The following is a 24,016-nucleotide window of genomic DNA, read 5'->3' as shown; positions in this document are numbered from 1 at the left end:
TTATTGACGTCTCTCAATTGTAGCTATTGCTATATTGGAGACACGTCTTGTCAGCAGATTGGTAGGTATCGTACGGTTTATGCAGCAGTCACTTCATTCCCCAAAGTCTCAGTCCTCATCTGCATCAGTATCTGATTCTGCCGCCCAGCTATCGAGCTTACAGCAGACTTATACTGTGATTCCTCGCGTGCGTCCGCATACGCCATTGCTTGATGCCATTAACACACCTTCTGATATGAATACGCTTTCAACCACTCAGCTGATTGCGCTGGCTGATGAACTGCGTCTTTTTTTGCTGTATTCAGCAGGACAAAGCGGTGGGCATTTTGGCGCCAATTTGGGTGTGATTGAGCTGACGATTGTATTGCATTACCTACTTGATGCTCCGCAGGATCAGATTGTATGGGATGTGGGTCATCAGGCCTATGCACACAAAGTCCTGACCGGTCGCCGTGAGCAGCTGGCAACGATCAGATCAAAAGATGGTCTGACTGCATTCCCAGAGCGTGCAGAGTCTATCTACGATACATTTGGCGTTGGGCATTCATCAACCTCTATCTCAGCCGGTTTGGGCATGAGCTTGGCGCTGCGCTATCAAGGCCTCGCGCAAACGGTTGCTTGTATCATTGGTGATGGTGCGATGACTGGTGGTATGGCTTTTGAGGCCATGAACGATGCAGTCCAACAAGATGCCGATCTACTAGTCATTTTGAACGACAACGATATGTCGATTTCTTGTTCTATCGGTGGTTTTTCGCGGCATTTAGCGATGCTTTGGGAGTCGGGCTACCAAGTCGATATCTCTGAGTCAGGTGAGCCTGTGCTTTGCCAGCGTCCTGATATGCAAGCATTTGATCGCCGCAAACGTCACAAAGAGATGCGTGATGTACCGCAATTAGAAGATAACTTATTTAAAGCGATTGGCTTTACCTATTTTGGTCCGTTTGATGGGCACAATATCCCTGAGTTACTACGTGTGTTGTCAATTGCCAAGCAAGTCAAAGGGCCTGTTTTGGTACATATCTATACCACCAAAGGCAAAGGCTTTGCACCAGCAGAACTAGATCCGGTCGGCTATCACGCGATTAGTAAGCTACCAGCAGAGATTCATAATGAGTCTCAGAGCAAATCTGCAGAAGCATTAAAGCAAAACACGAAACCTGCGCTAAAATACTCGCAAGTATTTGGTAATTTCTTATGCGATAAAGCGGCTGAAGACGATAAGTTGCTCGCGATTACTCCTGCTATGGAAGAAGGCTCGGGCATGATTGACTTTGCTCGTCATTTTCCAACACGCTTTTTTGATGTGGCTATTGCCGAACAACATGCGGTTACGCTAGCGGCCGGTATGGCAACGCAAGGTGTCAAACCTATTGTGGCGATTTACTCGACGTTCTTACAGCGCGGATACGATCAGCTGATTCATGACGTGGCGCTACAGAATCTCGATGTCATGTTTGCAATTGACCGTGCAGGCCTCGTTGGTGAAGATGGTGCCACGCATGCAGGCGTGTTTGATTTTAGCTTTTTACGCTGCATTCCCAACATGGTGATTGCTGCGCCAAAAGATGAAAACGAATGCTATCATCTGCTCAATACTTGCTATGAGTATCAAGGATGTACGGCAGTTCGTTATCCGCGTGGTACCGGTACAGGCGCCGCTATCGAGCAGCCAGCACAGACTTATAAAATCGGTGAAGCCGTTATTGAGTCAGTATTGGGCAGCAATGATGCGCCTTATAAGCTAGCACTATTGGCTTTTGGGACGATGGTTGCGACTGCTCAGCAAGCGGCCGAGAGCTTAACCAGTGATGATACAGCGTTAGAGTGTCAGGTACATGTGGTCAATATGCGCTGGGTAAAACCGCTAGATACAGCCATGCTTGAGAGTTTACTGTCGCAAGGGGTGACGCATATCGCAACCATAGAAGAGCATGTGATTATGGGTGGCGCGGGTAGTGCAGTGAATGAATACTTGCTCAATGAATCGGCTGCTTTTAAACGTCAGCGTCCAGCTGTTGGCAACATCGGTATTCCTGATCGCTTTATCGCGCACGGATCGCAAGCTGAGCAGTGGGCGGATTGTGGTTTGGATGTGACAGGTGTTATTAAGCAGCTTAAGCAACTGTTGTCGTAAATTTTACTTTTTAGATTTGCAGTATTATTTACAAATTATTGTTTTAAAAGCTATTACTGTAAACAGATACTCGCTCTTTAAACAGAGCAAACGCCTGCTAGCCGTAGGTGCCAACTTTTTTACAACTTGCGCAGTTTGTATGACCACCAAAATATTGGCTTGGTCAGCGTGACGGTTTTTTCGTTTTTATCGAACAATTTTAGTATAATGCGGGTGTCGTTTATAAGTTTTTATTTATAAAAGACACGTTTCTAATCGCATAGATGTGGTGTGATGCGGCGGCTGTTTGGCATGTTGTGGGCACAGAGTTGGTTTTATTTTTTATATTCATTCATCAAGCAAATAGGTTATTTATGGAACCCATGGTCGTCATCGCAGCGCGTACTGCTGAAAAAGTTGGTAAAGAGATTTTATATGCGCATCAAAACCGTCACAAAATCGAGTTAGATATCGAGTCTAAAGGACTTGATGGTCTGGTGACGCGCATCGATCGCTTTAGCGAAGAGCTCACGATTGAAACCCTAAAAGCCAGCTATCCGAATCATTCATTTTTGGGTGAAGAGTTTGGTATGCAAGAAGGTCGCGGCGAAGACGCCGACTGGTGCTGGATTATCGATCCGCTAGATGGTACTAAGAACTTCGTTCATGGTGTACCGCAGTTCTGCGTATCTATCGCTGTACAGCACAAAGGCGTGACGCAGCACGGTGTCATTTATGACCCAGTCCGTGACGAGATGTTCTCTGCTAGCCGTGGTAAAGGCGCACGTTTGAACCAACGCCGCATTAACGTCAGCGAACGCAAAACCATCGATGGTGGTTTCTTTACCACAGGTCATCCGCTTGAGCGTAAGCGTAATGGCGAAGTGATCTCTTATGCCAAGCAGCATTTTGAGAGCTTACAAAAGATCTCTGAAGCTGGTGGTCAGGTACGTCGTCTGGGTTCAGCGGCGCTTGATTTGTGTTATGTTGCTGCTGGACGCTTTGATGGCTATTTTGAGATGTCGATTAAGCCTTGGGACATCGCCGCAGGTGAGCTTATCGTCACTGAAGCACGCGGCGTGGTGGTCGATCACACGGGCGCGCACAACTCTATGACATCAGGCTCTATCTTTGCTTGTAACGTCAAACTGCTCAAGCCATTGATGCAAACCGTCGTGCCAATTTGGGGCGATGTGCTCTAATTATAAAATAAGCAGGCTTAAACGCTGAGCGAGTCAAACATAAAAAAGCTGGTTCCGTTAAGGAGCCAGCTTTTTTGTTTTTTTAGCGCGTTTGTCTTCAACGGTGATACCTTCAAACGCCAACTCTTGACTGACAGTTTCTAACAACTGTAGCTCTTCTTCTATCAGCATGAGCATGTCTTGGACACGCGGTAATGCTTTACTGCAAGCAGTGATGCCAAACTCAATTCTATCTAAATAACTGGCCAAAGTAATATTCATGGCTTGACCGTTGAATACGATAGAAGCGGGATACAGTGATTGTAAGCGTGCACCATTCCAATATAGCGGCTTCTCAGAACCAGGAACGTGAGAAATAATGAGGTTAAAGGCTTGTTTTTTGGGAAAGATACCAGTCGCCAAGTTGATACCTTGCCATGCATAGGCGATGACGCTGTAATTAATGACTTGCGCTTGATTCATACGGCGAAAGCGACGTTTGCCATTATTCATACTACGATGGATCAGCTCCAATCTGCGTAATGGGTTGTCCAAATGTGTGCCCAAATTCGCTAGTACAAATGACAGCTGATTGCCCGATATACTATCATCAGTACGCAGTGACATCGGTACAAACGCAATCAGCGGCTTGCTGGGTAGCGCATCCATTGAGATCAAATAACGACGAATAGCGCCAGCACAGACGGCTAATACCACATCGTTTCTACTGATTTTTAATCTTTCGGCAATTTTATTAAAGCGCTGTATGTCATAAGACTGCGCCGAGATACGACGCGATGCGGAAATGCGCCTGTTCAAAATACTCATCGGCGCGTCAAACGTACCGACATAGCCTTCATCACCATGGTTTTTCAGATTGTCTATCAGTTCTGTAAATACCGGTTTGATGGTAGATATCTGCTCTTTCATGATGCGCCTGATAGATCTTTCGGCAGGCAAAATAGCATTCATTTGATTACGGTGACGCGCCATCAGTGACCATACTGGTAGCGAGACGGGTTCGGTAGGGGATTGTGATAAGGATTTTTTTACCAAACGCATGGCAGCGATACCATCAACGAGCGAGTGATGAATCTTAAAATACCAAGCAAAACGTTCAGGCCCACCTTCTACTTCTGGCTCAATTCCTTCTATGACATGGCATTCCCAGAGAGGCATCGCACGATCTAACAGTCGCCCATGCTCTCTTGAGACATACATCAACAGCTCACGAATACGCCCAGGACTCGGTAGCGCCACATGATGTAAATGATGCTCAACATCAAAGTCTTTGTCTTTTTTCCAAAACACCAAATGCTCTAGCACCTGATTGAACGGAAAGCTCGGCGGTACATCAGATTCTTGCATTTGTTTTACTAGCTGATAAACAAAGTCGCTATCAGCGCCCTCGGGTAATTCAAATAAAAACAATCCGCCAACGTGCATTGGTTGTTTACGCGACTCAAGAAGTAAGAACAACTGGTCGACTGCTGTGAGAAGTCGCATAATAAATCCTTTTATGACGATAATGAATAAACGATAATGAATAAAAATGATAGCTGACGGCGTGCTGACCCAACCAGATTTCCGTCTTATTATTTTATAATCGGTTTTTTGTTAGGGCTGACCCGAGCAAGCGCTTACTGGAAAAAATAGCCCGTCTGCGGTGAGCTAGCAGTTGCCATCTTACGCATTGGCATACGACCTGCCAAAAATGCGGCGCGGCCTGCCCATACGGCATGTTTCATGGCATGTGCCATCATCACAGGGTTTTGTGCATGGGCAATTGCTGAGTTCATCAGAACGCCATCACAGCCAAGCTCCATGGCAATCGCAGCATCAGAGGCAGTACCGACACCTGCATCGACCAACACAGGTACTTTGGCGTTTTCGATGATGAGGCTGAGGGTGTGGCGATTAAGCAAACCAAGTCCCGAGCCAATCAAGCTACCAAGTGGCATAATAGCGACGCAGCCCATGCTCTCTAACTCTTGGGCGACGATAGGATCATCTGAGCTATAGACCATGACTTCAAAGCCATCATCGACCAGTACTTGCGCCGCTTTTAAGGTCTCAGTGATATTAGGATAAAGGGTTTTTTCATCGCCCAATACTTCAAGCTTAACCAGATTGTGCCCGTCCAATAACTCGCGCGCAAGTTTGCACGTACGAATGGCAGTTTCGGCATCAAAGCAGCCAGCCGTATTCGGCAAAATCGTGTATTTGTCAGGGGAGATGACATCGAGCAAGTTTGGCTCGTCGCTGTTTTGTCCGATATTGGTACGGCGAATAGCGACGGTCACGATTTCTGCTGCCGAAGCGGCAATGGCTTCTCCAGTCTCGCTCAGGTCTTTATATTTGCCTGTACCGACCAGCAGGCGAGAGGAAAAGGTACGACTACCAACGGTAAAGGTATCTTGCAAAAGTGGTGTCGGGTGAGTAGCAGTGCTAACGGTCTCTGACATAACTAAAAATCCTAATGGCGAGCGGGCAAGGTGGACAGAAAAAATATAACGAGATTTCTAAGTAATATTAAAAAAGTGCAGTAGACAATAATAGCGCACTGTTAGCAAAATAAAAAATCGCATGATAAGTTGGCTATATATACCGTAAAAATAGGCGAGTGGCGATACATAAAAAACGCCGACCACATAAAATAATACGCGTCTAAAACAAAATGTTATTATAACAAACTCATGCAATCTTACTTGCAATCTTTTTAGGCTTGGTCAGTCAAGCTCAGTGTATTTACAGTGCTTTGGTGTGATTGTCTATTTGACACTATCTCTATTTATTAGGTTGTCTTTATGATGCAGTTGCCGTACAGCTTTGCGAAACGCCATCAGATTTTGGCCATACTTGCCATTGATCCTGAGTTGCCGCCAACTTTGGTATTGACGAAAGCCACCCCATTATCCGCAATCAATGAAGCGGTGCGGTTTTTGCAGCAGCAAGGCAGTCGCGGCGTACCAACTTACGAAAGTGTCAGCTCGGATGATTTTGAAAAACGTATGAACGCGGCTTATGCTGGTAATACCGGAGAGTCGCAGCATATCGCTGCTGGGCTTGAGGATCATCCGGATCTTGATAGTTTAGCAGATAGCGTCCCTGAGACTGAAGACTTGATGGATCAGCAAGATGATGCGCCGATTATTCGTCTGATTAATGCGCTGTTGTCAGAAGCCATTCGCCTAAATGCCTCGGACATTCATATCGAAACTTTTGAAAAACGCTTGGTGGTTCGCTTTCGAGTCGATGGCGAGCTTAAAGAAATTATCACGCCAAAACGCCAACTCGCGCCATTATTAGTCTCGCGTATCAAAGTCATGGCCAAGCTGGATATCGCTGAAAAGCGTGTACCGCAAGATGGGCGTATTAGCTTACGACTGGCAGGGCGAGAAGTTGATGTGCGTGTATCGACACTGCCGTCGAGCTTTGGCGAGCGCGTGGTGATGCGTCTACTAGACAAGCAAGCGGGACGTCTTAACATGACGTATTTGGGACTATCTGATAATGACTATACTGAGCTGAAGCGCTTGATTCATCGTCCGCATGGGATTATTTTGGTCACAGGGCCGACGGGGTCAGGTAAGACCACCACGCTATATTCGGCATTGACTGATTTGAATGACCAAACGCGCAATATCTTGACCGCCGAAGATCCCATTGAGTTCCAGCTCGACGGTATCGGACAGACACAGGTTAATAATAAGGTGGATATGACCTTTGCCAAAAGTCTGCGTGCGATGTTGCGTCAAGATCCAGATGTGGTGATGGTGGGTGAGATTCGCGATTTAGAGACGGCAGAGATCGCTGTACAGGCGTCTTTGACAGGGCATTTGGTTTTATCAACGCTGCATACCAACACCGCGATTGGCGCGGTCACTCGCTTGCAAGATATGGGTGTTGAGCCATTTTTATTATCGTCGTCACTGATCGGCGTGGTGGCACAGCGCTTGGTGCGTACTTTATGCTCACATTGTCATGGCTGGCAAGCAGCGGACACCGAACAAGCCAAGCTTTTTACCGAAATTGGTATTGAGAAAGTATTGGACAGCGATATTGAAAATGCAGCAAGTAATGCGATTCGTCTACCCAAGCCAGTAGGCTGCGATAAATGCAATCAGTCAGGGTTTAAAGGACGTACGGCGATATATGAAGTCGTACCAGTTGATGATACGCTGCGCCGTATGATTCATAGTAATACCGCTGAGTATGAGTTAGAAGCGTATGCTCGCCAGCAGACACCATCGATTCGCGCGGATGGTCTACGTAAAGTGATAGAAGGGCGCACGACATTAGAAGAGGTGCTGAGAGTGACGAAAGAAAGCGCCCTAACGGATGATACGATACTGGTATAAATGCTTAGCTATAAACGATGAGAAACAGTATTTGGAGAACAGTGTCTAGAGAGCAATGTCTGAAAAGCAGAAAAAGATAACTGAGCGAAATAGCCAGTTATCTGATCTTTTTTTTCGAAATTAACAGGGTAACGTTTTCAACTGCTATTACTTGGCAGCGATGCATTCAATCTCAACGCTCGCTCCTGCGGCCAACTCCGATACGCCAAACGCTGAGCGTGCAGGATAAGGTTTGGACAGTTCTGCCTTATAGACTTTGTTAAAATCATCAAGGTCATCCATATCTGCCAGCATGGCTGTGCATTTGATCAGGTCGGATTTTTGATAACCGTATTTGGATAGCGTGTTCTGGATATTATCTAATGTTTGCTTGGTTTCAGCGTCGATACCGCCTTTGACCAACTTGCCGTCTTTAATACCAATTTGTCCCGACATATATAATGTATTGCCAACACGTACGGCTTCTGAGAAAGGGTAGGGACCGCCATCACCCAAAAAAGTTGGGCTAGATTTAATATTAGCGGCAGAAGCTGTCGCCGGATTGGCGTTAGCACCAACAGCCAAGCCTAATGAGCACATAGCAACCAGTGGTACGATAGATAAATAGGTGCTAAGTTTGGACATCCTTGTTTCCTTATTAAGTTGATTGATCATAAACATGCTAGATGCGCCACAAAATGCAGATAGCAAATGTTATGTCGGTTTAATCGATTATTTGTTATTAATAGTCTCGTCATCTGCAGAGAGTGTGTCGTCTTGCTCCTTATCTACTGTAGTATCCGTATTATTTTCTGAGGCATTTTCATGTGCTTTGCCTTGGCGGCGCGCCTCTAGTTCAGATTTTGGAATCCAAGCCCAAGTCATCTCCACTACAATCGGGTCGCGGTCACTATCAGATTCACGGTCATCAATGACGCAAGGGATAACCATTTCACCTTTTGGCGTATTTAAAATCTGCAAGCGCTGCTCATCAGATAGGCTGGCTACGGCTGCAATTTGACCTTTTTTGATCGGGCGATAAAAATTAACGGAATAAGATTTAATCAGTAGGACACGGTCAGAGGGTAGATTTAAGCCCAAGATAAATCCCGTTGCTGTTTCAGCCAGTAAAGTAATGGCTACCGCATGGATTGAGCCAATGTGGTTCTGTACTGCTTTGACATTGTTTAGACTGACGATGACTTGATTGGGCTCAACCATTTCATAGTACACGCCTGTTGTCCCTACGTAGGGTACAACTTTGCCAAAGGCTTTTGAGAGAATACTTGAGCGTGCACTGACAGGTAGATATTTGGTCACAGACAACAGTTTGGTAAATTGATTACTGATTGGTTTTAGCGTGCTGCTAGGTTTTTCGATGGATGATCTTGTGCTGTCAGAGACTTTGGCTGGTTTTTTATTGGTCAGCTTGACGGGCAGTTTTTTTAATAATCCTGACATACAAATTTCCTTAATGTAGATAAATCGAATGTTGTTTTTGATAGTGGCAAACAGTAAGTGTTAGCAAAGCCATTACAAACACTATGGTACATTAACCGCTGCTTCCCTACTATTATTAGCATGAACTGCTGCGCTTATAAAACAGCAGTCATCTATATTGTGTTGCTAGGATATAGTTTTAAATAATTAAAATGGCTCAATGGTGATGCACGGATCTGCTTAGTAGACAATCTCTTACGAGACCACCGCGCTATAATAGCGTGATGTTGGTACGTCTTATTTCATAAATTTTCAATACTGGATGATGCTATGTCTGATATGTCTACTCACGAGCCGACCAATATTATTTATACTGGCGTCGCGGGTACTGGCAAAACCTATCGATTGCTCCAAATCGCGAAGCAATATACCGATTACCTGCCTGAGACAGATAATGAAGCGCTACTTGGGCAGCTGTTGCAAAGCCTAAGCTGGCGCGAAGTTGTATGCTTGATATTTTTAGATCTTCAGTCAAAAAAGCAAGATTTGGTAAAAGTACCTGAATTGGTTAATCATATTTTCTTTGCTACAAAAGCACTGCAAAACGATCGAGAGAAAAACCTAAGCAATACCGCTTGGTCTGTATTGCAAATGCACAGTCCTACGACGTCAGACACAGTGAGTTATAAAAACCGTGCCAACCAAGCATATTTTGATAAAGATAACAGCGGCGCATGGTATTTACTGCCTGAGAGTATGGTGTTGCTAACAGAGTTGTCACAGCAATTGGCGGAGTTTCAGCAGGCACAGCATGATAACCAGTCCAATCAAAACCAAAACTCTGGTCAGCAGCGTTTTAGTATGGTGAGCTTTCATCAGGCTTACGGTTATGAAGAGTTTGTCGAAGGTATTCGTCCTATTGTAAGTAACTCTCCTCAGGCAAATAGTAGTCACTCGAGTAATACCCAGATGAGCTACGCCGTTCAAGATGGAGCGTTTTTAAAGCTATGTCAGCGTGCCGCGCGTGACCCTCAGCATCGTTACGCGATGTTGATTGATGAGATCAATCGTGCCAATGTGTCACGAGTATTTGGTGAGCTGCTCAGTTTGATCGAGCCAGACAAGCGCGCTGGCAAACCAAATGCGATGACGATTCATTTGGCGTATTCTGGGCGTGCGTTTAGTGTGCCTGCCAATATTGATATCTATGCCACTATGAATACACAAGATCATTCACTTGCGCCCCTTGATATGGCATTACGTCGACGTTTTCGTTTTATTGATTGTCCGCCGCAGCCTGAATTATTACCGATAATTGGTGATATCGCTAGCGCGACTGATCGTGCACAAGCAGACACGGTAGATTTAAGCAAATTGCTAACAGGCTTAAACATGCGTATCACACAGACGCTAGGAGCCGAGGCGCAGTTGGGGCATGCTTTTTTATTTTCAGTCGATGATTTAGCTCAATTGCAAATGGTGTTGGTCGAACAGATCATTCCGCAGTTGGCGCAAGCTGCGGGCGGTCAAGTGGCTATCTTGCAGTATGTTTTTAGAGATGAGCAGCAACCGCTAAGCACCCAGTTCATCCACGACAGCCAAACAATGATAAATAATGATTTGTATGATCCGATGAGTAAGAACCATGCAGCGACGCAACATCAAATGTTTGCAGAACAAGGCGCCTTTCTTGGTCAGTCGATGAACGTAGGTGGTTATATGATGAATCCTGACCTTATTGCTAAGACTGGTGAGTTTGGCAAGCCCGCTATCTATCATCGTTTGTACGAGTAAGGTGGCTGTTTAGTGAGAACTCATAATAAATATTATGCGCAAGGAAACTATATTAATGCAGACAGTTTTTATGCTCATATGCCTAACAGTCAGGCTCTCGTAGCAAATGTTATCACGGTATTTGAACATCAACGCCTCACAGCGCACGATTTTGCGCATGTCTCTGACTTTCATTGGCTAATGGCGCAAGAATTTGCCGTGTTTACCATCAAGCGTAAACAAGGACAGTGGCAACTCAAGGTTGGGCATCATATAGGAATTATCCTTTTGCCTAGTGGTATGACACTTGAGCTATTGCCAAAACTGAATCAATCCACTCAATATAATAATATTGCTCAGACTCGTCACTGGGTACAAGGCATGTTATCTGACTTAACTCGTCTTGATGCGCGTCAAAGTCGTAAGCTGCCTAGCATGAAAAACCTAGGTCAATTTAGTGATCAGTCAATGCCATTATCTGTAGAGGCTCCGCCATTGTCAGACTGGCTATTAGAGCAGTTTTTGCAGCGCTTGGTTCACTATCAGCCAACCCAGCACTATCAGGCGCAGATCAATAACCAATCATCGCTACAAGGGCGCCTGCTCATCAAAGAGCAGCTTCGCTACAATAGTATGCAGCCGCATAAGTTTGTCTGTGAGCGTAGTGTGCTGAGCCAAGATATGTTGGCCAATCGGTTGATTAAAAGTGCGTTACTCTACTTGATGCCACTATTGTCTCAGTCGTCTCAGTCGATGTGCTCAACTCTTTTGCAGCCATGGCGGCCGTTATCTGGGCTAAGTCGACAGGAAAGGCTGCGACTCTCCTCCATTTATACCCAAGCAAAGCGGCAACTAGATATTCAGCCACTTCAAAAACAAAAACTGCACGCCGCTCAGCAATTAGTAGATTTGGCTTATTGGCTATTACAGCAATCGGAGGCGGCGACAGGTTACGGCATTGATCCTGCCAAACCAAACCGATCTCAGCCAAGATTGTGTCTATTAATCGATATGAATCAGGCGTTTGAACAGTGGGCGAGTCAGCGTATCGCGTCGATGTTTCAGCAAGTGAGTAGCCATTATCGTGCTTTTTATCAAACCCAAAGTGTCTGGCTCAATGATAGCGAGGGTCAAGCATGCGTATCGATACGACCAGATTTGCTGATATATAAAACGGCTGATAATGATAATAACCAAAATCAGAGTGACACCGCGGTTAGTAAAGAGACAGTAAACGGTTGCTATAGCCACGTCATCGATATCAAATGGAAATATCTGCCTCATGCTGGTGCCATTACTGCCAGTGATGCCTATCAGTTGACCAGTTATGCACAGGCCTATCAAGCAGGGCAAGGTTGGATGGTATATCCTGTATTAGGAGACAAGAGACGACCAGTGGCGCTTAAGCAGCAGATTTATCGTGACAATGGCGATAATAAAAGTAACATTAGCAGTGACATTAGCGATGGTACTAACAGTAACCACTCAAACCATGCGGATTTATGGCTAATACCGTTTGATGTGCTGACAGGTATGGTCAACGGTGATTTGCCTGTGAATTTGAATGAGGAATAATGATTTTATTAATGATAAGAATCATAATTAACGAAGGTTTTTAAAGAGACTATTTTTATAAGAATGCCTTTTTTGAAAGAATTTAGAGATTATTTAAAATTAATCGAAAATAGGTGTTGACACAATCGCCTTTACCCCTTAATATGTGCACCTCGATAGCGAGGAACATTAACAAGTTAGCGCCATTGCCAACAACGAGTTAATTGACAAACTATCGTGATAATAGAGAATTTCGGAGTGTGGCGCAGTTTGGTAGCGCATCTGGTTTGGGACCAGAGGGTCGTAGGTTCGAATCCTATCACTCCGACCATCTATTTTAAGAGCCTTACAGGCTTTTTTTTATGTATAACGATTTAGTTTCTGATATAGTAAATACTGTATGGGAAGTCTAAATTAAGTATATAAAAGTACTCTAAGAGCGCCTGTAGCTCAGCTGGATAGAGCATCTCCCTTCTAAGGAGGTGGTCGCAGGTTCGAATCCTGCCAGGCGCGCCATTTAGCCTGCAAATCTTGCCTTCTTCTTGGCAATAGTTATGGCGGTTGTAGCTCAGTTGGTAGAGCCCCGGGTTGTGATCTCGGTTGTCGTGGGTTCGAGTCCCATCAGTCGCCCCATTTTATTTTGCATTGTCTGCATATAAATCCTATCTTTATACTAAACCTTATCGAATAAATAGCACTCGCCACTGTTGGCGTTTTTTTGTGCCTGCTTGATTTCTATTTCTCTATATTATCCTATAATATTAAACGGTTAAAGCTTTCTGAACTTTTGATTGTTTAACGATTCACTGACTTCTTATTCATATCAATTTTGCGATAGGTTTTTCTTCAAAAACCTAAACCGACTGTGTCTACTCTACTATTTATTAGTACTGCTTATGAGTAAATAGACATCATGTTTTAAATCGGGCATTATGCTTAGGTCTTGATGCATCCTGCTGATTGAGACATCGTATTGGCTAGATCGAAAAAATTTAAAGCATTTTGGATACACACCCGCCTTTTTAAGATTTGTTGTTATTGACCCTGTATTATTGAGGAACTGATTGATGGACGCATTGAGCGTATTGCTACAGAATGTGCACCTATTTGAGACCAAGTATTATCGTTTGAATGGTGCTGGCAATTGGTCTTATTCTATGAGTAGAAAAGACACCATTTTATTTTACTTGGTGATGTCTGGTGGTTTTTGTATAGACGTTGGCAATAGCCTACGCGAAGCTCGTGCTGGTGATATGATTATGATCCCGAACGCGCATAAGCACGTAAGCTATGCACTCAATCATCATGGTGACGTGGCTGAACCCCTCGATGAATTACTGACCAACTGTCAAGATCGCACGCTTGAGATTGATGGCAATGGCGATCCTAATTCCTCATTGATTTTGATTGAATGTAAATACGATAAAGAGATGATTAGCCCTCTACTATCTGTGTTACCACCGATATTGCCTGAGCTCAATGATGCGGCTGATGGTCGGTTTGAGGTGATTGATGTGGAAATCAAGCTTTTGACCTTGGAGTCTGAGCGCGAACGCATGGGCAAAACAGCTGTGATCAATCATTGGGCAAGCATCATGATGATTGAATGTTTGCGCGTTTATATTGAAAGCTTACCTGAGGCGACTGAGAATTGGCTAAAGGCCATGAAAGATCCGTTTTTGACCAAGGCGCTTGCAGCGATGCATGAGGCGCCAAGTCAAAGCTGGACCATTCATAAGCTTGCAGAGGTGGCAGGTATGTCGCGCTCGAGCTTTGCCCAGCGCTTTAAAGATACGGTAGGGATGCCGCCGCTCACTTATTTGATTGATTATCGCTTGCGTTTGGCAGCACGTTATTTACGCTTACAGCAAAATAGTATCAGCCGTATCAGTGATATGGTGGGCTATGCGTCAGATTCAACTTTTAGTCAGGCGTTCAAACGCGTTTATGGTGTCTCACCAAAAGCGTACCGTAAACAGTATCAACAACAAAAGCTTGCATAAGTTATTATTTTAATGTCCTCAGTGTTCATTTATTAAAAGCGTTAAGGCGACCAAGGTATCCTTAACGCTTTTTTTTGATTGATATATATTTAGCATTTGCCTAGGTAAAATACTTGGCAGTCAACTGGTGCTATTTTGGCTAGGCAAGGCTGACAATACGCTTGTGTTCAGGTACTATGGAATAATGAGTCGTCGAGGTGTGAGCGTTCATATTTGACGCATGATATGTGACTGTATATCCGTTGCATAAAAGGATCGAGACGATGTTTATTTTTGCTGCTGATGGTATGTTATGACTGAACCGACCGCAAAGCCAAGTACAGAAGCCAATAGCCACCAAGGTACTACTGCAACTGCTAAAAAAGAACAGAAATCTGATAAAGTTAATGCGCAAGATAACGTGCATGCTAGCAAAACGATGTTAGCTAATACGGCTGAAATGCCTGATAAAGCGGCATTATTAACGCTATTTACTTTGTCAGATACCCAGGAGAGCATTGATGAAGTAGGCGCTAGCGAACAGCCTGACACCGATACATCAACCATACAGCCTACTGCCAATGAGTCAAACGTGGCTGCGCAGCGTGTGGCTCTTTATCATAGCCAGCACGAGCGCACTCGACTGCTATATATGGCATCCGCCAATACGCGCCCCACGTATTTAGTACAAACCCTCAAATCACAATTTGCAGAATATCAGCAGTATTTGCTTGCTCAGCAGCTTGATAAGCGTGGTTTGATGGATACAGAAATGCTTGAACGACTTTGGCAGCAGCTGCACGTGGTCGATGATATTATTGCAGATATCGTGCATCATATGCCCGCGCAGCAGCCAGCAGGTTGGCAGCTTACCACGCAGGATGGGCGCAACCCGCTGTGTTTTGCCACTGTCGGTAAGCTAAAACATGGCAAGCCAATCCGCGATCAAGGCAGTCTCAATAGCTACGTGCTAGGTCACTTTGGCGTGAGCAGCTTTACCTATGATCGGGGGTATTATATCGGTCACGTGGTTGGGTATTTATTCAGCTGTTATTTTTGCGCGCACTTATCTATCAGTTATGGTGTGGCAGCGCTCGGTCAGCAAGTCGTTGCTGATTATGACTATGCTAGTCTTGAGACGCCGCACATGGTCAGGCTGTTACAAGGTCTGGATGGGTATTGTAAAAAACGTGTCTATCAATTGGCAGTGATTTGTGCGCGCTTGAGTGTGTTTGCAAGTGATAAACGCATTGAGAGAATGCTGATCGCTGAGGTCAATGATTTTGATAAAAAGTTACAGCAGCAGCATTTGGATGTTTTATTATTACAAGGCTTGATGCCTGACAGTAATGACTCAACGCCGCTTTGATATAGTCAATCCTAAATAAAACAGATACATTATATATCAAGGTGGAACTGGTCTAAATTTTCCTTGCGTGCTGTGCCTATGCTGCTCGATGCTGCGAAAAATTTATCCCAGTCCCACTGTATCGTTTTTATACTGAATTCACTATAGATAGTTTTTATAGACATTACCCTTTTTGTTAAGCCATACATCCAAACCCCTACCTGTGACTTTTTTAGGATATCTGCCGCTATGCCCGCTTATCATTTTAAAGCGCTTGACGACCAAGGTAGTGTCCAAAAAGGCTTACTAGAAGGGGATTCTGCTCGGCAAGTTCGGCAGCAGCTGCGTGATAAGCAGTGGACACCAGTCGAAGTCAGTGCGGTCAATGACAGACAAAGCCAAAACAAAAGCCGCTATAAAAAACCATCTGCTTATGAGCTTGCATTACTCACACGCCAGTTATCTGTGTTACTAGCGGCCGGTATTCCACTTGAAGAAACTTTGGCTGCTGTCGCTAAACAATCGCCAAAGACGCATATCAAATCTCTGATGCTGGCGGTACGCTCACATGTCCTCGAAGGTTTAAGCTTAGCACGAGCATTACAGCAGGCCGCGAGCTTCCCACCGTTATATATTGCCACGATTGCCGCAGGCGAAAAATCTGGTCACTTGGATTTAATCCTTAATCAGCTAGCCGACTACACTGAAAACCGCTTTGCCCTTCAAAAGAAAATCCAAGGGGCGATGGTCTATCCGATTGTACTGATGGTTATGGCAATTGGCGTGATCATGGGGCTGATGAGTTTTGTGGTGCCCAAAATTGTCAAAGTCTTTGAGCAGTCCGAACAGGCCTTGCCATTGATTACTCAAGTCGTTCTGACGTTATCAAATATCATTACGCAGTGGTGGTGGTTAATGCTGCTGGTATTGGCAGGTACTGCGTTTTTGTTTTACCGTTTTGCCCAAACGCAGGCTGGGAAACTGGCAATAGATAGTATGGTACTCAGGCTACCGATATTAGCCAGATTGTCTAAGGGATTGAATGCGGCACGTTTTGCTAGTACGCTTGCGATTTTGGTGCGTTCAGGGGTGCCGTTGATTGAGGCGCTACATATTGGTGCGGCAGTGACGACCAATTTGCACATCAAGCAAACGATTGTGAGCGCTGCTGATAGGGTTACAGAAGGCTCAAGTTTATCCAGCCAACTCGAAAAATCCACTTACTTTCCGCCCATGATGGTACAAATGATCAAAAGTGGGGAGAACTCAGGCGAGCTTGAAAGTATGCTCAGTCGTGCCGCCACAATGCAGGAGGCGGAGGCCACCAATTTTATCAGTACCTTACTATCATTACTTGAGCCTTTGATGCTGGTCTTGATGGGTGTGGTGGTGATGATTATCGTGATGGCAGTGATGCTACCAATCGTTAATATGAATGACTTGGCAGGCTAGTCAATAGTTAACTGACTAGCTGAAAAACAACCGATATGCTCTTCTCAAATTATCAACTATCTGCATTTTTATCTTCTCTTAATCCCCTATCTTGCTAAACCCTACGTTAGCTTTCTTAAGATTTGCTTACTGTTGTATATTGTTGACCAAGCAAGATTTTTGCTATGGTAAACCTAAGCACCACGTTATAGTAAAAGCGGGTCAAAACGATAGTGATAAATATCGATGATTATTTGGTGACGGCTACTTGCTACTTGCTGCTCATTACTTGTTGCTGCTCATTACTTGTTGCTGCTCATTACTTGGTATTGACTGTAATGACAATCTGAGCACAGCGCTGGATAAAAATAAAACCATGGTTTATAGTGACAATAATTTAGGGTTTTATTGATAAGCTCCTAAATGCACCTAAATGCACCTAAATGCATGAGTGCTACTAGAACGCCACTTTTACTATTTACATAACTGTGATGACCAAAGCAATGACTATGACTGACACCCTTCAAGTAAATATTAGCCCAAAAAGTGCCAATACCAAAGATGACAATAATAATATTCAAGCCCATGGTGGCATTGTAAATGACCATCAGAGAGTCCATTCAATGACACATCGCAGCTTGATAGGTAAGTCTAGACAATCGGGATTTACGCTTATTGAGATTATGGTGGTTATCGTTATCTTGGCTATTCTTGCAGGCTTGGTCGTCCCAAAAGTAGTCGGGCAAAGTGACAAAGCGCGTGTCAAAACCACTGAAACCGCGCTCGCTACCGTCTCCAACGCGTTAGATATGTATAAAGTCGACAATTCACGCTATCCGACGACAGCGCAAGGGTTAGAGGCGCTTACCACACCGCCAAGTGACGCCAAAAACTATCCTGAAGGCGGCTATATTAAAGGTGGCTATCCAACAGATGGTTGGGAGAATGAATTGCAATATGTGTCGCCAGGTAGTGAAGGGCGAGCTTATGACTTGTTTTCTTTAGGTGCAGATGGACAGCAAGGTGGTGAAGGTCAGGATGCGGATCTTTATGCTCAGCTATAAAATTTAGCTTTGTCTGCATCTAAAAAATCTACACCAATAAAATATCGTTAAACGCACTTGCTATCGTCCAATTAACGACCTATCAATATCAACCAATATCTTTTTATTGGTTGATATTTTTTATCGATACGTAAAATAAATACCATCTGATATGAACCTTGTATTGAGGGTCAGTAGTTTTATCAGTAGGTGTATGTCCGTACTGCCAGTCACTGGAAGCTAACATCAAAGGTAATAACTTATGCCAATAAAAATACCAACACTACAATCAGTCGCTATCAATAAACGCGCTACTAAGTTCCATGTGCTTGCGTTTACTGTTGCAACCACCTCGTTGATGACAGCTTTATCAATGACATCAATCAGCGCACAGGCGGCAGGATTGAACGACTTATTTAATAGTAGTAGCGCATCCCAATCAAAATTTTTACCAGTGGATAAAGCTTTCCAAGTGACTAGCAGCACCAAAGCCATATCTAAGGGCACGCGTTTATCCATCACGTTTGATATCACGCCAGGACATTATGTCTATAAAGAGCAGCTCGCGTTAAGCTTTCCCAAAGGAATAAATGCGACACCATTTACCTTTAATCAGACACCAGTGTCCATTGATGATCCAACCTTTGGTAAAGTTCCTGTATTTACGCAAAGGAGTGTTGTTGCCACCACGATGCTGACGACCAATAATGGTAAAGGTGCAAAAAATGCCCCGATTATCATTGGTTGGCAAGGCTGTGCAAAAGCTGGGCTATGCTACCCACCCGAAAAGATCAAAACTAAGGTAAATATTGCTGCGACACGTAGATAAGTATTGAGAAGTTTGATTCAAATATTGGTAATAACAGGTAGCTATTCATGCTCATGAAGATATCACAACAATCGGCATCATTGACTGCAAATACACATGCAAAAAAAGCGTATATCTTAGCATGTGTGATTGCTAGCGGCTCGCTATTGACAGGGTTGTTAGCGACCTCAACGACAGCGCAAGCGGCAGGATTGGGTGATCTATTCGGCAGCAGTCAAAATACAGCGCAATCGAAATTTTTGCCAGTAGATGAAGCCTTTCAGGTGAGTAGCAGTAGTGCCTCTACCAAGTCAGGTACGCGTCTATCTATTAATTTTGATATCACGCCTGAGCATTATGTCTATAAAAGTCAAATCAAACTAACGCTACCTGCGGGCGTGACGGCGGCACCTTTTACCTTTAACCAAAAGCCATATTCAATCGACGATCCGACATTTGGTAAAGTATTGGTGTTTGATCAAGCCAATATGGTCGCAACTACCACATTGACCAGTAACAACGGCAAAAGCATCGACGATGCAGCGATTGTCATTGGCTGGCAAGGCTGTGCCAAAGCGGGATTGTGTTATCCCCCTGAAAAAATCAAAACTACTGTCAATATCACAGCAGCATCGTCACAGAGCGCGACAAGTAATGCCAACACTGAGGCAGAACGTGCGTCTGTTGGCGAGACGGCTGCGAGCGACAATCTGACTGATGCGACGATATCTGCTGGGAATACTGAAACGACATTTGCAACGACTGGTACTAGTAGCACCACGGCGCAAGCAGAACAAGCGCTGATGGATGATGAGGTTATTGATTATGATCTAATCGATGACAGTACTTTGGAGTACGACTCTTTAGATGGTAGCACTGCAACGACCACGATTTCTGGAGCAAACGCCAATGTATCAAGTGACGCGACCAATAGCGAGAATGTAAATGCTAGCAACCTTGTTGATGGTGATCCCTTTGGTTTGGCGTCTCATCCTTGGCTCGCATTGGTATTGCTATTTTTAGCAGGTCTAGGTTTGGCCTTGACGCCGTGTGTCCTACCGATGCTGCCTATCGTTGCCAATATTGTCGCCCGCGAGCAAAACCCAACGGTCAAACGCGGCGTCATCCTAACCACCAGTTACGCGATTGGTGTGGCGACTGCCTATGGTATTTTGGGCGCTGTAATTGCGGTATTTGGTGAGTCATTAGGTATTATTGGCTGGTTGCAAAATCCTATTATTTTGATTGGCTTTGCGATTGTTTTTGTCTTGTTAGCGCTATACATGCTGGATGCTTTTACCATACGTTTACCGCAAGCACTCAGCCGAAAAATGCAAGGGCTTAGCCAAGCAGGCGATAGCAAGCTTGGTAGTACAGGCGGTAGTTTGATTGCTGGATTTTTATCTGCATTAGTCGTATCTCCTTGCGTCTCTGCGCCATTATTCGGTGCGCTACTGGCAGTCTCTACCATTGGTAGTCCGCTCTTGGGTTTCGCCGCCTTATTTATGCTGGGCTTTGGTTTGTCAGCACCGCTTATTTTAATCGGCGCTACTCAGGGCAAAATCATGCCAAAGGCAGGAGAATGGATGAACTGGGTCAAGCAAGGCTTTGCGCTACTATTATTCGCGGTAGCATTGCTATTAGTTGAGCGCGTGTTTATATCGCCAGTGATGCTTATGGTATGGGCATTATGGTTTATGGTGGTGGCGACATGGGCGTGGAGCTGGATTGGCAGGAGACGCATGTTAACCCAAGCCATGAGTCTGATTACTGGTATTTGGGCTGCTTGTCTGATCGTGGGCGCGGCATTAGGGAATGATGATAGCCTGCATCCATTAGCCTCGCTAAGTGCTGCGCCGACGATGCTTCAGTCAGCGACTGGTCAGCCGATGGGCAACGATAGTGCGGCGACAGATAAAACGATCACCACACTTGCAGAGCTAGATACGATTGTTGCAGCATATCCTAATGTCCTTGTCGATTTAACAGCAGACTGGTGCGTTGAGTGCCGTATCATGGATAAAAATTTATTTCATAATCGCCCAGCACAGATGCAAGATTGGCAGCTGGTGAGACTTGATATCACGGATACCACTGACGACTCCAAAGCCGTTTTGTCACGCTACAAGCTGTTTGGCCCGCCAGCATTACTCTATTATCAAGGTGGTCAATTGGTTAATCAGCAAGTGGGCGAAATCGGTCGCGTGGAGTTTGAGCAAACCTTAACGACGCTAAACAACTGATGGCTCACAACCCGTACTTAATAACCTGAGTAATTCTTTTGCTAAGGCTTAATAATGAAAAAAAGCCAGCGTATGCCAATAATGGTGCGCTGGCTTTTTTTATGCCTTTAAATTATTTTAATAATATCTTCTAAACGTTTGGTTTTACACACAATATGTCTTTTTAAGCAGATTTAATATATCGATAACGCTAGTATAGTGTTCATATTTTCATTACAATAAAGTAACAATACTGAAGGGGTAGGTCGGTGCGTTATGATGACCTCAAATGTTCAGGTATTTTTTCTTTTTTAGCGGCGACGCTAATAGTTATATTAATTAACTCACATAATCTGCTGGCGATAATGCTGGTTAGATAAAGGACATTTATGTTTGCCCACATCACCACTCAGCGTCAATTACAACGTACTCATGTAATCAGTCGTAACGCAAGTAGTCGCACGATACATACTCATTTGAGTATCGCAGTCGCTATCGCGTTGAGTTGTACGGCGGTACAAGTACAAGCAGCTGACAATAGTCAAACTTATAACGAACTGCCAGTACCAGAAGCGGCGTTTGAATATGAAACCGTTGAGATGCCGCAGAGCGTAACCACACAGAGCGGTAAAGTAATCAGCAAAGAATTTATTGCGCAACAAGCGAAGCTGTTTTCTGAATGTACGCAAGTGCAGAGCAGTGCCGCTCGTTTGGCTTGTTTTGATAAGGTAGCTGAACAAGGTAAAACACCAAGCTATACCACGACCAAACAACCAGTTGATTTGGCAAAAACATTCAAGACGACTATTTCGGGTAATCCACAAGTCGTTTTTGTGGAAGAGAACTCGACCAATACTTTCAGTGATGAGAGCGCAACTGCTAATCAACAGTCTGCTACTAATAGTTTGGATACGGTCATAGACAATCAGCAAGAGGCTCAAGTTCTAGAAAATGTGGGTGTCACTCAAGCAGATATTGAAAAATACACACCACTCAGTTTGGCATATGATCTCGATCAAAACAGTGAGCGCGGTACTTGGACAGTAAGACCATACCGTCCGACTTATCTGCTGCCATTGTTTTATACTTTTGATCCTAATTTAAGCCCAACCACCCCTTCTCAAGAAATTGAACCTTTTGACTCTAATGACATACGTGAGACAGAGCTAAAATTCCAGTTGTCTCTAAAGAGTAAAGTCGCAGAGGATCTATTCGATACCAGCGCTGATCTGTGGTTCGGCTATACCCAAGAGTCACATTGGCAGGTGTATAACGAAGACAATTCACGGCCATTTCGTGCTACCGACTATCAGCCTGAGATATTTTTGACTCAGCCTGTGACGGCAGACCTACCTTTCGGTGGGCGTTTACGTATGTTAGGCGCGGGTGCGGTGCACCATTCTAATGGACAGGACGATCCGTTATCACGTTCGTGGAACCGTGCTTATCTGATGGCAGGGGCCGAGTGGGGTAAGCTGTCAGTCATACCGCGTCTATGGGCTCGAGTGAATGGTGATAGCAGTAGCGACGATGACAACCCAGATATCGAAGATTACATGGGTTATGGCGATATCAAGTTCTTATATGATTTGCCTGCCGAGCAGAGCATTAGCGGTACCTTGCGCTACAATCCAAGCACCAATAAAGGCGCTGCCCAAATCGATTATATCTATCCATTGTCAGAAAACGTCAATGGTATGGTGCAGCTATTCCAAGGTTATGGCGAGTCCATTGTTGATTATAATCATGAGAATACCTCTATTGGTTTCGGTATCGTACTGAATGATTGGAAAGGCCTCTAATATAAGCGAGTCTTAACATATTTATGATAATCACTAGTCTATGCACCGCTTAGTGCCTTATCAAACTGGACTGTGGCTGGCAGAGTATTTAAGTGTACGCTGCCAGCTATGCCGTATTTATCGCAGTACACCACAGTCTCAGCTATTGATGCAGCAATCACAGGCTAATAGTAATGACGCATCGAGCGAACATTCTGAATTTTCCCTTTCAAGCAATCCATCCTCATTTGCTCATATTTTTCATCAAATCAATCACCGCTTAAATAGAGGTCTACTCTGCACTTATTGCCATAATAGTATCGCATGGCTACCACAGCCTTTTGACGTTGACATTGCTGCTGGCAGATCCTTATCTATCCAAGTATCTACCTATTATGAATATCCAATCCGTCAAGCGATTCGGGCGTTTAAGCATCATGAAGACATGACAAAATTGCCATTGTTGTTACATGCATTACGCCAGCTACCACGGCCACATGGCTGTCATCGTAATAATAGCGTGATTGTTGCTATGCCAACGACCAATCAGCGGCTAGTGAAACGAGGGTTCGATCCGGTCAGTATTTTATCAGCACAGTTGTCAAAGCATTGGCAAATTCCTTTATGGCACGGTGTGGAGCGCATTGATGATACGGTCAGTCAGCAAGGGCTCACACGCGCTGAACGTCTAAGCAATTTAGATAACGCTTTTGCACTAATTGAAAAACCTCCGGTAAAACGCTTACTATTGTTCGATGATGTCGCAACCACAGGCGCGAGCTTGCAAGCATTGGCACGTGCATTCATCTCATCTGAGCAAACAGTGACAATAAACGCTCAAAGCCATAACAATTATCATATTTCTGCCTATGCGTTAGCTCATGGCAGTCAGTCCTAAAAATCATCTATCTAATTGAAATTATTAATATATTGCTTATATATCATCGTAACGCTATATTATTAAATACATATATATTTACTGGTGTATCAAGTATGT

17 protein-coding genes and 3 tRNA genes are annotated in these 24,016 nt (G+C 44.4%); 16 read left to right on the top strand and 4 right to left on the bottom strand.

All coding sequences use genetic code 11. From position 1 onward, the window contains the following. The first annotated feature begins 79 nt into the window (after positions 1-79). Both dxs and HL061_RS07045 read left to right on the top strand, forming a co-directional pair. A complete protein-coding gene (gene dxs / locus HL061_RS07050) occupies positions 80-2,137 on the top strand; it encodes a 1-deoxy-D-xylulose-5-phosphate synthase (protein ID WP_252962662.1) in 2,058 nt (685 codons plus the stop codon). Positions 2,138-2,490: 353 nt separating this feature from the next. Then, positions 2,491-3,318 (top strand): inositol monophosphatase family protein, encoded by an 828-nt coding sequence (locus tag HL061_RS07045; RefSeq protein WP_071003709.1) that lies wholly within the window; start codon positions 2,491-2,493, stop codon positions 3,316-3,318. A 57-nt stretch (positions 3,319-3,375) separates the two neighbouring features. Here HL061_RS07045 and HL061_RS07040 read toward each other — a convergent pair whose 3' ends face one another. Then, entirely contained in the window at positions 3,376-4,803 is a 1,428-nt protein-coding gene (locus HL061_RS07040) for a wax ester/triacylglycerol synthase family O-acyltransferase (RefSeq protein WP_252962661.1), read from the bottom strand. A gap of 134 nt (positions 4,804-4,937) precedes the next feature. Further along, positions 4,938-5,720 (bottom strand): thiazole synthase, encoded by a 783-nt coding sequence (locus tag HL061_RS07035; RefSeq protein WP_201587609.1) that lies wholly within the window; start codon positions 5,718-5,720, stop codon positions 4,938-4,940. 384 nt (positions 5,721-6,104) lie between these two features. On the opposite strand from HL061_RS07035, the gene gspE reads away from it, so the two are divergent. Beyond that, the gene (gspE, locus tag HL061_RS07030; protein WP_252962660.1) at positions 6,105-7,658 is read left to right on the top strand and encodes a type II secretion system ATPase GspE; all 1,554 of its coding nucleotides are present in this window, start codon (positions 6,105-6,107) and stop codon (positions 7,656-7,658) included. Positions 7,659-7,805: 147 nt separating this feature from the next. On the opposite strand, the gene HL061_RS07025 is transcribed toward gspE, so the two are convergent. Continuing rightward, positions 7,806-8,282 carry a Rid family hydrolase gene (locus HL061_RS07025; protein WP_228724640.1) on the bottom strand — a complete coding sequence of 159 codons (477 nt, stop codon included), beginning with the start codon at positions 8,280-8,282 and terminating at the stop codon, positions 7,806-7,808. A gap of 87 nt (positions 8,283-8,369) precedes the next feature. Beyond that, positions 8,370-9,098 carry a DUF4442 domain-containing protein gene (locus HL061_RS07020; RefSeq protein ID WP_186475192.1) on the bottom strand — a complete coding sequence of 243 codons (729 nt, stop codon included), beginning with the start codon at positions 9,096-9,098 and terminating at the stop codon, positions 8,370-8,372. A gap of 309 nt (positions 9,099-9,407) precedes the next feature. On the opposite strand from HL061_RS07020, the gene HL061_RS07015 reads away from it, so the two are divergent. The 13 genes from HL061_RS07015 (at position 9,408) to HL061_RS06955 (ending at position 23,917) form a co-directional block, all read left to right on the top strand. Then, entirely contained in the window at positions 9,408-10,871 is a 1,464-nt protein-coding gene (locus HL061_RS07015) for an AAA family ATPase (RefSeq protein ID WP_252962659.1), read from the top strand. 12 nt (positions 10,872-10,883) lie between these two features. Continuing rightward, on the top strand, positions 10,884-12,425 hold the full coding sequence (locus tag HL061_RS07010) for an McrC family protein (protein WP_252962658.1): 1,542 nt from the start codon (positions 10,884-10,886) through the stop codon (positions 12,423-12,425). Positions 12,426-12,658: 233 nt separating this feature from the next. Continuing rightward, positions 12,659-12,735: transfer RNA gene (locus tag HL061_RS07005), tRNA-Pro, on the top strand. Positions 12,736-12,843: 108 nt separating this feature from the next. Next, positions 12,844-12,920, top strand: a tRNA-Arg gene (locus HL061_RS07000). A 41-nt stretch (positions 12,921-12,961) separates the two neighbouring features. Next, positions 12,962-13,037 (top strand) — tRNA-His (locus HL061_RS06995). Between the two features lie 434 nt (positions 13,038-13,471). Continuing rightward, positions 13,472-14,407: an AraC family transcriptional regulator gene (locus HL061_RS06990; protein WP_212563968.1), complete on the top strand. Its 936-nt coding sequence runs from the start codon at positions 13,472-13,474 to the stop codon at positions 14,405-14,407. 292 nt (positions 14,408-14,699) lie between these two features. After that, positions 14,700-15,755, top strand: a complete 1,056-nt coding sequence (locus tag HL061_RS06985; protein WP_252962657.1) for a hypothetical protein — start codon at positions 14,700-14,702, stop codon at positions 15,753-15,755. A gap of 228 nt (positions 15,756-15,983) precedes the next feature. Continuing rightward, the gene (gene gspF / locus HL061_RS06980; RefSeq protein WP_252962656.1) at positions 15,984-17,186 is read left to right on the top strand and encodes a type II secretion system inner membrane protein GspF; all 1,203 of its coding nucleotides are present in this window, start codon (positions 15,984-15,986) and stop codon (positions 17,184-17,186) included. A gap of 602 nt (positions 17,187-17,788) precedes the next feature. Continuing rightward, positions 17,789-18,229 carry a type II secretion system major pseudopilin GspG gene (gene gspG, locus HL061_RS06975; protein WP_058025683.1) on the top strand — a complete coding sequence of 147 codons (441 nt, stop codon included), beginning with the start codon at positions 17,789-17,791 and terminating at the stop codon, positions 18,227-18,229. Between the two features lie 241 nt (positions 18,230-18,470). Beyond that, positions 18,471-19,037, top strand: coding sequence for a protein-disulfide reductase DsbD N-terminal domain-containing protein (locus HL061_RS06970; RefSeq protein WP_252962655.1), 567 nt, complete (start codon positions 18,471-18,473; stop codon positions 19,035-19,037). A gap of 47 nt (positions 19,038-19,084) precedes the next feature. Continuing rightward, positions 19,085-21,259: a protein-disulfide reductase DsbD domain-containing protein gene (locus HL061_RS06965; protein WP_252962654.1), complete on the top strand. Its 2,175-nt coding sequence runs from the start codon at positions 19,085-19,087 to the stop codon at positions 21,257-21,259. A 368-nt stretch (positions 21,260-21,627) separates the two neighbouring features. Beyond that, complete coding sequence (locus tag HL061_RS06960) at positions 21,628-23,040, top strand: phospholipase A (protein WP_252962653.1); 1,413 nt, start codon at positions 21,628-21,630, stop codon at positions 23,038-23,040. Positions 23,041-23,080: 40 nt separating this feature from the next. After that, positions 23,081-23,917 (top strand): ComF family protein, encoded by an 837-nt coding sequence (locus HL061_RS06955; RefSeq protein ID WP_252962652.1) that lies wholly within the window; start codon positions 23,081-23,083, stop codon positions 23,915-23,917. Positions 23,918-24,016: the final 99 nt, after the last annotated feature.

The sequence above is a fragment of the Psychrobacter sp. PSP genome, from assembly GCF_024085615.1.
GTDB lineage: Bacteria > Pseudomonadota > Gammaproteobacteria > Pseudomonadales > Moraxellaceae > Psychrobacter > Psychrobacter pacificensis.
Note: the sequence above shows the minus strand (reverse complement) of the source record. Positions and strands in the feature narration are given on the sequence as shown.

Coding starts and splice junctions, on each gene's coding strand:
- gspG (WP_058025683.1), top strand. CDS start 17,789: ATGACACATCGCAGCTTGATAGGTAAGTCTAGACAATCGGGATTTACG.
- gspF (WP_252962656.1), top strand. CDS start 15,984: ATGCCCGCTTATCATTTTAAAGCGCTTGACGACCAAGGTAGTGTCCAA.
- HL061_RS07040 (WP_252962661.1), bottom strand. CDS start 4,803: ATGCGACTTCTCACAGCAGTCGACCAGTTGTTCTTACTTCTTGAGTCG.
- HL061_RS06965 (WP_252962654.1), top strand. CDS start 19,085: ATGCTCATGAAGATATCACAACAATCGGCATCATTGACTGCAAATACA.
- HL061_RS07020 (WP_186475192.1), bottom strand. CDS start 9,098: ATGTCAGGATTATTAAAAAAACTGCCCGTCAAGCTGACCAATAAAAAA.
- HL061_RS06985 (WP_252962657.1), top strand. CDS start 14,700: ATGACTGAACCGACCGCAAAGCCAAGTACAGAAGCCAATAGCCACCAA.
- HL061_RS07015 (WP_252962659.1), top strand. CDS start 9,408: ATGTCTGATATGTCTACTCACGAGCCGACCAATATTATTTATACTGGC.
- dxs (WP_252962662.1), top strand. CDS start 80: ATGCAGCAGTCACTTCATTCCCCAAAGTCTCAGTCCTCATCTGCATCA.
- gspE (WP_252962660.1), top strand. CDS start 6,105: ATGATGCAGTTGCCGTACAGCTTTGCGAAACGCCATCAGATTTTGGCC.
- HL061_RS06960 (WP_252962653.1), top strand. CDS start 21,628: ATGTTTGCCCACATCACCACTCAGCGTCAATTACAACGTACTCATGTA.
- HL061_RS07025 (WP_228724640.1), bottom strand. CDS start 8,282: ATGTCCAAACTTAGCACCTATTTATCTATCGTACCACTGGTTGCTATG.
- HL061_RS06970 (WP_252962655.1), top strand. CDS start 18,471: ATGCCAATAAAAATACCAACACTACAATCAGTCGCTATCAATAAACGC.
- HL061_RS07045 (WP_071003709.1), top strand. CDS start 2,491: ATGGAACCCATGGTCGTCATCGCAGCGCGTACTGCTGAAAAAGTTGGT.
- HL061_RS06955 (WP_252962652.1), top strand. CDS start 23,081: ATGCACCGCTTAGTGCCTTATCAAACTGGACTGTGGCTGGCAGAGTAT.
- HL061_RS06990 (WP_212563968.1), top strand. CDS start 13,472: ATGGACGCATTGAGCGTATTGCTACAGAATGTGCACCTATTTGAGACC.